We start from the raw sequence: 12643 nt of genomic DNA on the forward strand, positions 1-12643 counted from the left end.
GCCAGCGGGCCCCGGTTGAGCTCGGTCTCCAGCCATGCCCACTGCGCCGGTGTCAGCTTTTCGCGTGAGACCGGCCCTTTCGAGCGCAGCGCCTCGGTGCCGCCCTCCCGCCAGGACTTGCGCCATCTGGCCACTGTCCGCTCATGGACTCGCAGCTCACGAGCGATCTGTCTGGTGCCGTGCCCGTCCTCGAACCAGTCGGCTGCCTGTAACCGCAGCCGTTCCCGTCGTTCCTGCTCTGCGGGGGTGTACCCGCCTCGTTGCCCGTAGCGCATACATCGGTCGTACACCTACAACGGCGGACCGTCACGACTCTCTGACTCTACGAATTCAGCCTGTGTAGCCTTGCTCGAACTCGATCGCCGAAGGGTTCGATGTGCGCACAGTTCTCGTGGCCATTGCCGCGATCTCGCTCTTGGGAGGTTGTGCGGCTTCGATCCGCGATCAGCCGGTTCCGGGTTCCGAGCTGGTGCCTCGCGGCTTGGTTGACCTGCCCGCAGTCAGCCGTCCCCTCGCAGACCTTGCGCAGGGGGTCGAAGAAAGGGTGCTCCTTCATCACGTCGATGGGGAGGGACGGAACACCACCTGGAGCACGAAGCTCAAGATGAGGACGTCATTTCGCCTCTACATGGACTGTGTGGAAGCAAGTGGCGTGATGACTGTCCTGGTTGATCAGTCTCGGTTGCCTTATCAATGCTCCAGCAGGCAGACCAACGTTCGGATCGGTACGATCCCGAACGGGCTGTTGGTCCGGAGCATCGAGGTTGAGGTGCCTAGGGGAGCCAAGTGGGCCATTCTCATCTCGGATTCACCTCCGAACTGACAGCAGGCTTTTGGACGCCTCCTGATCTATCTCGGTCGTGGATGGTACTTGCGGGCCAGGGCAAGAAACCAAGCCTTCCGGTTCATCGTCTGACGGTCACGAGATCGGACGGTCGCTTATTCGTTGGCGCTGGAGCGCGGTCGGTTCGTACGATCGAGCGGATGTCGCTGGACAAGAGCGGCGGGTCGGCCCGGTGAGGGACGTCCGCTCAGATCACGGGACCGTTTTCGTGCGGTGGGTCTGGTGCCGAGCGGTGCTGCATCGCGGTTGGTGGCTGGTGACCAGCGTCTACCTCGTCGTCGACGCGCGTCTGACGGCGTCGGAACTGGTGCTGATCGGCGTTGCGCAGGCCGTCGCGGCGCTGGTGTTCGAGGTTCCCGCCGGCGTCGTCGCCGACACCCTGAGCCGCAAGTGGTCACTGGTCGTCTCCCACGTGCTCATGGGCATCGCCATGGTCGCCACCGCCCTGGTCAGCGACTTCCCGGCGCTGATGGCCACCCAGATGCTTTGGGGAGTGTCGTGGACCTTCGCCAGCGGTGCGGATGTGGCGTGGATCAGCGACGAGCTCGACGATCCGGCGCGCGTCCCGGTGGTGCTGATCAGGGCGGAGCAGGCGCAGCTCATCGGGACCGTCGTCGGGCTGGCGGGTGTCGGCGGACTGGCCTGGCTGACCGAGCGCAGTACGGCGATGGTGCTTGCCGGAGCCGCCATGCTGCTCCTCGGCCTGTACGTCGTCGTCGGATTCCGCGAACAGCGCTTCGTTCCGGTATCCCGGAGACGGTGGTCGGCTGCCTGGGTGATCCTGGTACGCGGGTCACGCCTGGTACGCGACAGCCGTGTGCTCCTAGCGGTCTTCGCCGCGACGTTTCTGGTCACCGGCGTCGCCGACGCATTCGGCCGGCTGTATCCGCTGCGACTGGTCGTTCTCGCACCCGCCGTCGACCCGGTCGTCTGGTTCACCGGCCTGGGTGTGCTGATGTGCCTGGTGGGGGCAGTCGTCCTGCGTGTGGTGCAGCCTCGGATCAGCGGCCCGCACACCGCTCGGCGCGGTTATGCCGTCGCATGCGGCGTGGCCGCGGCCGGTTCCGGCTGCCTCGCCCTCGCGTACGAGGCGACCAGCGCGAGCCTCGCTGTGCTACTGGCCGCAGGAGCGTTGCCGCTGACCCGCAGCTTCGGCACCATCTGGGTCAACAGCCAGACGGTCGGTGCCGTCAGGGCGACCGTGCACTCGCTGCTCGCCCAGGCCGAGTACGCGGGGAAGATCGTCTGTGGACTGGCTGTGGCCGTGATCGCCGACCTCGCGGGGGCTGTCCCCGCGCTTATGGTGTGCGGCGCGCTCCTCGTGATCGCGATCATCATCGTCCAACGCTCCACTTGGTGATCGCGACGGGGTCGAAACGCATCGGGCACCGTGCTTCTCGTGATCGGCGACGGTGAGCAGTGCTGAGTGTTTTCATACTCGTTGCGTTCACGGGACTGGGTTCACGCATCGAAGCGGCCATCCGTGGCCGGTGAGCGTCGACTCAGCTTGGGCCTGCCATAAGCGTGTTTCATTCGAGGCGGAGGGCTGCGAAAGCGTCGAAACGGCGCGGGTGATCCGGTGCACAGCGACCGGCCTCGTCTCGCGGCCTCCGGGAAGACGAACGTCCCTGAGGGGAATCAAGCCTGCGCAGTGGGACCCAGTAACGACGCTTGTGTTCGGTGACGTCGAGCAACTGTCCACCGTTGGCTTCGATGACTTTTCGCGAGGCGGTATTGGTCTTGTCGCACATGACCAGGGCCTCGGAAATGCCCATGGACCTGGCGATCGGCAGCGCCGCCGCGAGCATGGCCGTCGCGTGACCCAGGCGGCGCGCGCTGGGGCGGACGTCGTAGCCGATGTGGCCGCCGCACTGTTCCAGTGCCGGAGTGAGACGGTGACGGATGGCCAGCCTTCCCAGGAACTGCTCGCCGTCGACCCACCACAGGGTGGTCATCGGCACGAGTCCGGGGCGCACACCTGATGCGGTCCGCTCGTTGACCACGCGCGCGGCGTAGGCCTCGAAGGCCGCCGGGTCCACAAGAGCCTGCGGATCGACGTCGTCAACGAACCAAGGCACCGGATAGTCATGGTCGGCGCGAAACTCGGCTACCGCGGCCAGAAAAGACGTCAGCAACCTGCCGACCGGGTCGATGAACTCCGGCATGGTGACCATGCTGCCTTCAGGGGCGAGTGGCGCCAAGCCGATTCGAGGGCGGGGCAGCGCTCGGGCGAGTCGGCGTCAGGGGCAACGGAGATCGCGAAGTCGTACCGGTTTCTGTCGGGCGGGCGTGGGCGAAGTCTGCGCACCTGCACTTCGCGGGTGCTGGGCGCCTCTGCCGGAGTTCCCTCAGCCGAGCGACTACGCGCAGCGCACCACCGATGAGGTGCTGCTCGTCGCATGACTACCGGTGCCTGCACTTCAGGGCAGGGTTCGAGCCTCATATGGTGGATTTCCAACGTCTTGTCGCAGATCAGAGCGGGATGGTCGTTCTGGCGGTCGGCCCCGTGACCGAGATCGACAGCGACGCGTTGGCATGCCGAGCCGGCGCTCAACCTCAGCAGCGTCCTCTACGCCCTCAAGCATCAGATTCCCGCGGAGATCGCCGCGTTCGCGGCGTTCCTGCTGAGTGACGGAGCCGGATTCAGCACGGGGGCCGCACTCGGGATCGATGGCGGGATGAGCGCGCGCCGGTAGACGGTGCACACGGACGGCTTCACCTGAGCGCTCACGACCCCACCCTCTCCGGCCACCGCCTCGCTCGTGCCGGCGTTCGGCCCACCCTGCCAGGACGTCTGGACTCAGTGGTGCATGCGATCGAGCACTTCCTCGGTCGAGGGCACCGCATGGGCGAGGAAGCGGTAGTTGACGATCGCCGCCTCGTAGCCGTCGCCCCACTCCGGATGCCGTGGGCCGGCGGTCGCATCCCTGACGACGGCCACTTCGAAGCCCTGCTCGAGAAACTCGCGCAGGTGGGATTCGACGCACATGTTCGCCAGCATGCCGCCGAGCACGATCCTGTCGACGCCCCGCTTGCGCAGTTGGAGGACCAGGTCGTTGGTCTGCGGCCCGAACACTTTGTGTGGGCTCGCGACGATCGTCCTGCCGTCCTCGATGTACGGCTTGAAGCGTTCCAGCCAGTCCGCTCCCGAGTCGCGGAAGCCGGTCAGATCCAGCGGGCCGCTTCGTGCGAACATGCCCGTTCGGGCTTCTTCGGTCTCCAGCGGCCCGTTGAACGTCCAACCGCTGTCGCTCGGATAGAAGTAGTGGGGGGATATGAAGACGTCATATCCCCGTTCCTTCGCGGCCTTGAAGATGCGCTCCATGTTCTCGACCGTGCCGTTCTCGGTGACACTCGCGCCGACTGCTGCCCAGCTCGATCCGTTCTCGCTCAGCACGTCGTTCTGCGGGTCGATGAACACCACCGCGGTGTCGGATCGCTGGAATTCCATTGCCCCGCCCCCTCTGCCGTCGCCTGATGGCCGGCTCACGTCCGACAGGACCGGCCCCTGGACGGCCAGACGAGGGCCATACCCCTTCTGAGCTGCGACAACCTTGGCCGGTACGGTTCTACGCGCGTTCGTTCACGCGCCGCGTCCCGGGTCATGCTCGGGCGGCTCTCGGGCGGTTCGGCCGCGGCCGAATCAGGGTTCCGCACGGTACGCGCGTCCAGTCGGAGCGTTCGTATCGCAACAGGTGCCACACGCTGTTTCGGTGCCAGGCGCCGTGCACGAGTACGAGGGTTACAGCATGTTCGTTCTCCAGGAGCACGGGGGTCGACTGTCTGGGCTGCTACGTGCTCATGAGTGCAGCGCCGGACGGAGACCGCACGTGCGCGACCGTGCCGAGAACTTCGTTGAGGACCTCGGTCGTGCTGGGGTGCGTGTAGATCGAGTTGCCGAGTTCACGGGCGGGAACGTCATGACGCATGGCCAGGGCGATCAGGTTGATGACTTCCTGGGAGTCGATGCTGACCAGTGCCGCGCCGAGGATGAGATCGGTGTCCGCGTCGATGACGAGCTTGATCAGGCCGCGGGTGTCGCCCATGATCCGCACACGCGGCGTGGCTGCGGTCTGAGCGACGAGCTTGCCGGCGATCCGCACGTTGTAGCCGCGTTCCCGGGCGGCGGTCTCGGTGAGGCCGACGGTGGAGAACGGCGGGGTGATGAACATCGTGTGCGGGACGGCCCGTCGGTCAGCCGTGGAACGGGTGCCGTCACCGAGAAGCCCGTCCGCGACGATGCGGTGGTCGTCGAGGGAGATGTAGGTGAACTGCGGTCCCCCGTTGACGTCCCCGATCGCGTAGATGTGCGGCCGGCTCGTACGCAGGTACTCGTCCACCTCGATGGCGCCACGTTCGGTGACGCGGATGCCCGCCCGGTCCAGGCCGAGTCCCTCGATGGCGGGGACGCGCCCGGTGGCGACGAGGATCTTGTCCGCTTCCAGGGTCCGCGGACGCCCGTCGATCTCGAAACGAATGACGGTGTCGGCGGAGCCGTCGCTGACCTCGGTGACCCTCGCGTCGGGTATGAGGGTGATTCCCTGGTCGCGGAGAATGTCGACGACGACTTCGGCGACGTCGTCGTCCTCGCGGCCCAGGAACTTGGGTGACGCCTCGAGAACCGACACCTCCGATCCGAACTGCCGGTACATGGCGGCGAACTCCAGGCCGAGATAACCGCCGCCGATCACCACGAGGTGTCGTGGCAGCTCCTTGGTGTGGAGCAGGTCGGTGCTCGTCGCCAGGTACGCGCTCGTACGCATTCCGCGGATGTCGGGGATCACGGGCACGGATCCGGTGTTGATCACGATGGTGTCGGCGTTGACAGTGAGGCGGTCGTCGCCCGCCGCTACCTCGACCGTCTTGGCGTCGAGGAACGAGGCCCTGCCGGTGACCACGGTGACGGTGTCGAGGGTGTCCAGCATCTGGAAGTTCCTGCCGCGCATCATCGTGGTCAGGTCGGTGACCGCGCCGATCGCGTCCTGGTACCAGCTCTGCGGGTCGTCGCCCGGGCGACGGACGTCGGCGTGGTGGACCAGCGCCTTGGTCGGTACGCAGCCGATGTTGATGCAGGTGCCTCCGTACATCTGATCGGACTGCTCCAGCATGACGACCTTCCGCCCCTCGCGGGCCATGGTCGCCGCGAGGGTCTTCCCGCCCTTGCCGAAACCGATGACCAGCACGTCGGCCGTGATGCCAATGCTCTCTGTTCCGCTCACACCTCCAACCATGTGACACTGGAAATGATCCGTATAGACGTTGGAGTCTCAATTTTTATCGCAGGAGGCTCATGGATACGCTCAGTCGGCTGGTCCGCCTCGCGCACCTGGAGGGCACCCTGGATACGAGGTGCCTGTTCACCGGGCGCACGGTCGTCGGACATCCGGATGCTCCCGCGCGTGAGGCGCCGTTCCACTTCGTGCTGGAAGGGGAATGCGCTCTCGAACTCGCGGACAGAACCGTCCGCCTCGTCGCGGGTGACATCGTGCTGCTCTCTCGCGGGCAAGCTCACACCGTCCACAGCGGGGCCGGCGCAGAGGCCGGCATCCTCCGGCAGAACGGCGCCGCATTCACGACCGCGCGGGCCACGGGTGACGGAGGACTGGTGGACCTGTTCTGCGGGCGCTACACGTTCCGCCCGGGGGCGGGCGACATCCTTTTCGCCACGCTGCCCGAGGTCGTACACGTCAACCTCGGCCCGCAGGCGAGCGAACACGCGCGGGCGTTGACCGCGCTGATGCGGGACGAGGCCGACAACGAAGGGCACGGGACCGCGGTCATCCTGTCCTCGCTCTGCGACGTCCTGCTCACCATGCTGCTCCGGCACACACCCCGCCGTCACCCCACGGACAGGACGCCGTGGACGGCGATCGAGGACGGGCGGATGCGGGCCGCGATCGACGCTGTGGTCCATGACCCCGGCCGCGAATGGACCATCGCCGAGCTGGCCGGGGTCGCCGCCATGTCTCGTGCGACCTTCATCCGTCATTTCACGCGCAGCACCGGCACGACCGTCGCCGTATTCCTGACCAAGATCAGGATGATGATCGCGGCTGAGCTTCTCAGCGACACCGACCAGTCGATCGGATCGGTCGCGGCCACGGTCGGCTTCAGTTCCGAGTCGTCATTCGGACGTGTCTTCCGCCTTACCACCGGCACGACTCCGGCCCGGTTCCGGCGCGGCACCACCCGGCGACATGAACCCCGAGGCGAGCGTCCTGACGACAGTGAAGCGCGCCTGGCGCCGGCAGGAGCCTGACACGCTCCGGCCAGGGTGGAGAGGCGATCTCCTCTCACCCGTTGGGACACCGGACGAAAGGTTGCAGGGCTTCCACCTCAAGGGGACCGGGGGTCGCCGCTGTTGCGGCGGGGCCTGCTCGGGGCGGTCATGTGTCCGCCCCGAGAGGCCTGATCCGGACGATGACCTGTACTTCCCCGGTCATCGACGCGGGTCAGATCGAAGGAACTATCTGCGCCGTTGTCAGTAGTCCCAGCGCCAACGACGACGACGGCGGCGGCGACGCCACCAGTACCGGTCGTCGCGGTGACGCCACCTGTCGCGGTCGCGAGGCCAGGGATCGCCGAACATAGTCGTCTCCTCTCTGGTACGCAGTCGTACGTGGCGGCTGCGCTTCTTCTCCATCGTCCACAGCGGTTGCGGAAGGTGTCGAGACAAGCGGCGCTTAAATGGGATGAATCGGGCATGTCTCGGCCTTGAAGGTGACGGGGCGCTTGCGGCCGCGTGAAGGGGGCGGCTCCCGGATTGCCGTCGGGAGGCGGGTGCACGACACGGGCTGGTGCTCGATTTGGGGAGATGATGGCCGGTGGTTCCGGCCGCCGAAGGACTAATCCGCTGCAGGTTCCTGCGGGGCGGATGGGGTCCTGTGGGCATTGTCCTGGCGGGGCGGGTGGTGGCTCTGACGCCGGTGTGTCGCGGTGGGGTCGTGTGTCTGTGGGGCGGCGTCCCGGTGCGGGGATGTGTCTGGTTCGGATGTTCTGGGGACGCTACTGGCTCTGCTCCCGTTATGGGGTCGGTTCGTTCTATGCCCGATTCTGATGTCAGAAAGTAGCATTTTGGTTACTTTAAGTGGTGAAACGCAAGGCAATGACCGCATGTGGATCTTTCGCCGTTCATCGCACTGGAGGCACGCCCATGTCCACTGTCCCGATGCGTCTCATCCTCGCTCCGGCCGCTGCCGCGCTGGCCACGGCCGCCATGCTGTCCGCCGGCGCGTCTCCGGCCGTCGCCGGCAGCCCTGACCTCGACCTGATCTACTCCAGCCCTTTCGCGACGAACACTTACTACGCAGGCGGTTTCATCTTCGACCGCCGCGTGCGCCTCATTGTCTGGGACGGCCACCACGGTTAGGCAGCAGCTCCTTGCAGCGGCCGAAGGAAGCCCCGTTCCGTCAAGCGCGGGGGAAGCGGGCGGAGCACGGGTCGACGCCGTAGACGCCCCCGCGTACGAAAGGGGCGCGCCGCCACCACGGCGCGCCCCTTTCGGGTCAGGTAAGGCCCTGCCCTCGCAGCCTACGAGCCCCCTCTTCCACGATCGGGAACGCGCGCCGAAAGCGGGGCGCGGGGCGTGACGTTGTGAGCGCCGCCATTTGCCACGGGACAGCTCCGGCTCGGCAGACAGGTCGACCGCGCGGCGCCGCCGGAAGGTGCTCGGTACGGGGGCGGTCAGCTCGACATGGGCTTGTCCCGTGCGGGGTCGGCTGGGTGACGTGGGCTCTGTCCCGGCCGGTGGGATGGCATGGCCTGTCCTCGTACGGGTGGGTCGGTAGGTCGATCCGGGTGGGGTTCGGGGTGGGTGGGCGCGTAGGGTCGGGGATGTGGGGGATCAGGGCATGCCGCCGTTCGCCCGGGCCGGGGCGGCCGCCGGGGCGTTGTTCTTCGACGCCGAGGGACGGGCGATGCTGGTGCAGCCGGTGTACAAGCGGGGGCTGGACATCCCGGGCGGAATCGTCGAGCCGGGGGAGACGCCGTACGAGGCGTGTGTGCGGGAAGTACGCGAGGAGCTCGACATCGAGCCGCCCATCGGACGTCTGCTCGTGGCCGACTGGGCGCCTCACCCCGAGCAGGGGGACAAGATCCTCTTCGTGTTCGACGGCGGTGAGCTGGATGAGGACACGCTGCGGCGGATCCGGTTCGCGGACAACGAGCTGAGCGCGTACCGCTTCTGTCCCGCCGACGAGCTGGAGGAGGTGCTGGCCGGACGGATGGCCCGCCGGATCAAGGCCGCCGTCGTCGCCAGGGAGCTCGGCGAGACGGTCTACCTGGAGCACGGACGCCCGATCGCCGCCGGGTGACGCCCTCGCCTCGACCGGCAGGAAGACCGCGGCGACGACGCCCGATCGGCAGGCCGCCGCCCCGACGAGGTCCCGATGGCGAAGGGTGCTTCACGGGTGGGCCGCCCCGCCCATGGAGGTCGCTCAGCGTGGAGGCGAGAACGAAGGCCGTGCCCGGGTGGTGGGCACGGCCTTCGTCGACTGTCACGTTGTGGCGGGCACGGTCTTCGGTGCCTGCCACAACGTGCTGGGCGTGGCTACTTGATCTCGTAGGCGCGGATCACCGTTGAGGTCACCGTGTTGCCGGACTGGTTCACCACGCGGCCGCGCAGCGACACGAAACCGCGCTCGCCCGGGTTCTTGACGCGGGCGCTCCACTCCGCGCCGTGCCGGGTGACCGGGGCGGTCTGCCAGGTGGCGCCGTCGTCGTAGGAGAAGTCGACCTCGAGCGTCTTTACGTCACTGGCCGGTCCCTGCTGGGTGAACGTCAGCGGGATGTGGATGGTCTGGTGCTTCTTGGCGGTGTTGTCGATGGTCAGGTTCGGCGCGAAGCCGACGGCGGTGAGCGACGGGCTCACGGAGTCGGCGGTGTGCTCCGAGGGGAACTCCAGCACGGTCGTACGCCGCGTCGACAGCCGCAGAGCGGGGCTCGTCACGTCGAGCTCCGCCCGGTACCGGCCAGGAGCGGGGTCGACGTAGATGCCCGCCAGCGCGTCGTCACGCTGCTCCACCAGCTTGCCGTCGCGGTACAGGGACAGGTGCTGGCCGCCGTAGTCGACGTCCGCGTTGCCGAAGTGGCCCGCGGCGTCGGCGAGCCCGCCGAGGCGGAGCACCAGCTCGTCGCTGCGCCGCTCCACCACCGGGTACAGCCCGAGCGACGGCTTCATCGTCAGGCCGAGCACGGCGCCGTTCCAGCGCTCGGTGGACGAGCTGCCCGGCTGGTAGGAGACCGCCTGCTTGGTGAACTGGGCGATCGGCACGGGCCAGCCGGGTCCCTCCGTGCCCTCGGTGAACACCGACTCCCAGGCGACGTCGCCCACGAAGTACTCGGTGCGCGTGGTCGGCAGGGGGACGGGCGGCAGCTCGTACCAGGTGGGGAAGGTGATGCCCGGGGTGGACGGTGTGTTGGTGCGCCAGCCCAGCGCGCCGGGGACGTTGACCGCGTACTCGGTGCTGACCTTCGCCACGTCCTTCTTGGTCACGTGGCGGGTGAACCCGGTGACGTACGAGCCGGGCACGCGCCAGCCGGCCTGGTAGACGTACGGGCTGCCGGTGAAGCCGCCGTCGCGGTTCGGCTTGGCGAACAGCGCGGTCACCTGCGTCGACAGCTTGGGCGTCGGCTGCGACGACTGGTCGGCGGTGTAGAGGGAGCCAGGGGAGTCACCGGCGAGGGCGGCGATCATTTCGCGGTACGTGCCGGGGTGCTCGGACTCGACCGTGACGGCCACGGGGGCGGCGGTCTTGTCCGGCATGGTGATGTCGAGAGGGCGGGCCTTGCGGCCGTCGAGGACAATGTCCTCCTGACCGTCGACGGTGTGGACCGCGTCGGTCACGACCGTGGTCGTGCCGTCCTCAGCGTCGATCACGGTGGCGACGAAGTACGTGCCGTGCGGCAGGCGGAGCGTCGCCTCGGGCTCCATGATGTAGTACGCCTGGAAGCTGGCGTGGTCGGCGATCATGGTGACCGACTGGGCGGCCGGCGCGCCGGTCCTGTCGAGCGCGCTCACCTTGATGTCCGCGCTCGGCTGCTCGCGGTGGACGCTGAACGGCGTCTGCACTTTGATCCCGTCGGCGCTCGCGACGACCCTGCCGGACAGGGAGCCGTACGCGCTGCCGGCCGCGGAGACCGCGGTGCGCAGCTCGACGGTGGACTCGCCGCGCGCCGGCACGGTCACCGAGTCGGTGCTCAGGTTGAACACCCCGGACGGCGCCGCGGTGTCCAGGGCCAGCCGCAGTGTGACCGGGGAGTCGGAGGTGTTGCGGTACGTCACGCCGCGCGTGATGGTCTCGTCGTTCTGCGGATATTTCAGGAAACCGACGTTGACCGTGGCCGGGGTGGCGCTGACCGCCTGGTCGAGCGCCCGCACGACGTCGAGCTCACCGGCGCCCTGGTCGAACACGCCGAAGTCGGGGTTCGGCCGGGCGGAGCCGACGAGGGCCGACTTGCGCTGCGCGGCCGTCCAGTCGGGGTGGGCCTGGGTGAGGATGGCCGCGGCGCCCGCCACGTGCGGGGTGGCCATCGACGTCCCGGTGAAGGAGACGTACGGCTCGGGGGCGCCTGCGCTGAACGAGCTGCGGGCGGCGACGATGTCGGTGCCGGGCGCGGTGATCTCCGGCTTGACGCCGTAGTCGTCGAGGCGCGGGCCGCGGCTGGAGTAGCTGTCGACCACGCCGGCCTTGGTGACGCCGCCGACCGCGAGGGCCGCGTCGGCGGAGGCCGGCGAGCCGATGGTCTGCTCGGCGCCGGAGTTGCCGGCGGCGATCACGAACAGGGTGCCGTACTCGCCGCTGAGGTCGTTGACGGCGGCCTCCAGCGGGTCGACGCCGGGGGTGTCGTCGGCGCCGAGGCTCAGGTTGACCACCTGGGCGCCCGACGTGGCGGCCCACTGCATGCCTTCGAGGATCGACGACTCGGGGCAGGCGCCGCGACCGTAGTAGTCGAAGCACACCTTGCCGTCGAGCAGCGTCGCGCCCGGGGCGACACCCTTGTGCGTCCCGCCGGAGGCGGCGCCGCTGCCGGCGACCGTGGAGGCGACGTGGGTGCCGTGGCCGTTGAGGTCGTTGTCGCCCTCGTAGTCGGTGACGAAGTTCTTGCGGGCGGAGACCTTGCCGGCGAGGTCGGGGTGGGTGTCGTCGACGCCGCTGTCCAGCACCGCGACGGTCACGCCGGTGCCGTCGAGCCCCCGGGACCAGGCGGTGGGGGCGCCCGTGCGCGGCACGCTGACGTCGAGGGAGAGCTCGCGCATGCCGTCCAGCCAGATCTTGCCGCTGGTGAGGGACGTCTTCAGGGTCTCCCAGCGCTGGGCGAGGTCGTCGGTCGCGACCTTGGCGGCGAACCCGTCGACGGCGGGAAGCTTCCGGCTCGCCGACAGGCCGCGCGCGGTGGAGTTGTCGGAGACGATCAGCGGCAGGCGGGGGAGCCGGTCGTAGTCGCTCGCCAGCAGCTCGGTCACGTCGAACAGGCGGCGGTCGAGCCGGTCGGCGCGGAGCAGGGGGATGGCGTCGGTGGGGAAGACGTACTGGTGCTTGCCGTCGGCGAAGCGGACGAACTGCACCCCCTTGCGAGGCCGTACGGTGATGCGGCCACCGGTGGAGGTGACCTGGTCGCCGGTGATGAGGGTGAGCGTCCTGGGTCGTGCGTCGGTGGCGCCGGTGGCCTGGTCCGCGGGGGTGGGCGGCGCGGGGTCTGCGGCGGCGACGCCGGGAGCGGCGGCCGCGAGTAACGCGGTGACGAGGACGAGCGCGCCGTGACGAGTACGGCGTAGTCGCATGAGGACTCCGGGGGGAA

At 68.3% G+C, this 12643-nt stretch carries 10 protein-coding genes; 5 read left to right on the top strand and 5 right to left on the bottom strand.

Going from position 1 to position 12643, the window contains the following annotated elements:
* Nucleotides 1-275: helix-turn-helix domain-containing protein (locus tag BLR04_RS42800; RefSeq protein ID WP_143022110.1), on the bottom strand; the 275-nt coding region annotated here is incomplete at its 3' end.
* An 801-nt stretch (nucleotides 276-1076) separates the two neighbouring features.
* Here BLR04_RS42800 and BLR04_RS20075 point away from each other — a divergent pair.
* Nucleotides 1077-2204 carry an MFS transporter gene (locus BLR04_RS20075; RefSeq protein ID WP_218129088.1) on the top strand — a complete coding sequence of 376 codons (1128 nt, stop codon included), beginning with the start codon at nucleotides 1077-1079 and terminating at the stop codon, nucleotides 2202-2204.
* Nucleotides 2205-2373: 169 nt separating this feature from the next.
* Here BLR04_RS20075 and BLR04_RS20080 read toward each other — a convergent pair whose 3' ends face one another.
* Entirely contained in the window at nucleotides 2374-3009 is a 636-nt protein-coding gene (locus BLR04_RS20080) for a GNAT family N-acetyltransferase (protein ID WP_090767766.1), read from the bottom strand.
* A 459-nt stretch (nucleotides 3010-3468) separates the two neighbouring features.
* Between BLR04_RS20080 and BLR04_RS39805 the strand changes: the two genes are divergently transcribed.
* Entirely contained in the window at nucleotides 3469-3540 is a 72-nt protein-coding gene (locus BLR04_RS39805; RefSeq protein ID WP_245740386.1) for a hypothetical protein, read from the top strand.
* Between the two features lie 104 nt (nucleotides 3541-3644).
* Here the strand turns inward: BLR04_RS39805 and BLR04_RS20085 are convergent, their stop codons facing one another.
* Both BLR04_RS20085 and BLR04_RS20090 read right to left on the bottom strand, forming a co-directional pair.
* Complete coding sequence (locus tag BLR04_RS20085; protein ID WP_090767365.1) at nucleotides 3645-4295, bottom strand: cysteine hydrolase family protein; 651 nt, start codon at nucleotides 4293-4295, stop codon at nucleotides 3645-3647.
* A 340-nt stretch (nucleotides 4296-4635) separates the two neighbouring features.
* On the bottom strand, nucleotides 4636-6063 hold the full coding sequence (locus BLR04_RS20090; protein ID WP_245740357.1) for an FAD-dependent oxidoreductase: 1428 nt from the start codon (nucleotides 6061-6063) through the stop codon (nucleotides 4636-4638).
* A gap of 71 nt (nucleotides 6064-6134) precedes the next feature.
* Here BLR04_RS20090 and BLR04_RS20095 point away from each other — a divergent pair, with 71 nt between their 5' ends.
* The 3 genes from BLR04_RS20095 to BLR04_RS20105 all read left to right on the top strand — a co-directional run bounded on the left by BLR04_RS20095 (nucleotide 6135) and on the right by BLR04_RS20105 (nucleotide 9156).
* A complete protein-coding gene (locus BLR04_RS20095; protein WP_090767372.1) occupies nucleotides 6135-7103 on the top strand; it encodes an AraC family transcriptional regulator in 969 nt (322 codons plus the stop codon).
* A 909-nt stretch (nucleotides 7104-8012) separates the two neighbouring features.
* Nucleotides 8013-8213, top strand: a complete 201-nt coding sequence (locus tag BLR04_RS20100) for a hypothetical protein (RefSeq protein ID WP_090767375.1) — start codon at nucleotides 8013-8015, stop codon at nucleotides 8211-8213.
* A gap of 481 nt (nucleotides 8214-8694) precedes the next feature.
* Nucleotides 8695-9156 (top strand): NUDIX domain-containing protein, encoded by a 462-nt coding sequence (locus BLR04_RS20105; protein WP_090767379.1) that lies wholly within the window; start codon nucleotides 8695-8697, stop codon nucleotides 9154-9156.
* Nucleotides 9157-9392: 236 nt separating this feature from the next.
* Here BLR04_RS20105 and BLR04_RS20110 read toward each other — a convergent pair whose 3' ends face one another.
* On the bottom strand, nucleotides 9393-12626 hold the full coding sequence (locus BLR04_RS20110; protein ID WP_090767382.1) for a S8 family peptidase: 3234 nt from the start codon (nucleotides 12624-12626) through the stop codon (nucleotides 9393-9395).
* Between the last annotated feature and the right edge of the window lie 17 nt (nucleotides 12627-12643).

This window comes from Nonomuraea maritima (assembly GCF_900100395.1).
Classification (GTDB): Bacteria; Actinomycetota; Actinomycetes; order Streptosporangiales; family Streptosporangiaceae; genus Nonomuraea; species Nonomuraea maritima.

Coding starts and splice junctions, on each gene's coding strand:
- BLR04_RS20100 (WP_090767375.1), top strand. CDS start 8,013: ATGCGTCTCATCCTCGCTCCGGCCGCTGCCGCGCTGGCCACGGCCGCC.
- BLR04_RS20085 (WP_090767365.1), bottom strand. CDS start 4,295: ATGGAATTCCAGCGATCCGACACCGCGGTGGTGTTCATCGACCCGCAG.
- BLR04_RS20080 (WP_090767766.1), bottom strand. CDS start 3,009: ATGCCGGAGTTCATCGACCCGGTCGGCAGGTTGCTGACGTCTTTTCTG.
- BLR04_RS20110 (WP_090767382.1), bottom strand. CDS start 12,626: ATGCGACTACGCCGTACTCGTCACGGCGCGCTCGTCCTCGTCACCGCG.
- BLR04_RS20095 (WP_090767372.1), top strand. CDS start 6,135: ATGGATACGCTCAGTCGGCTGGTCCGCCTCGCGCACCTGGAGGGCACC.
- BLR04_RS20105 (WP_090767379.1), top strand. CDS start 8,695: ATGCCGCCGTTCGCCCGGGCCGGGGCGGCCGCCGGGGCGTTGTTCTTC.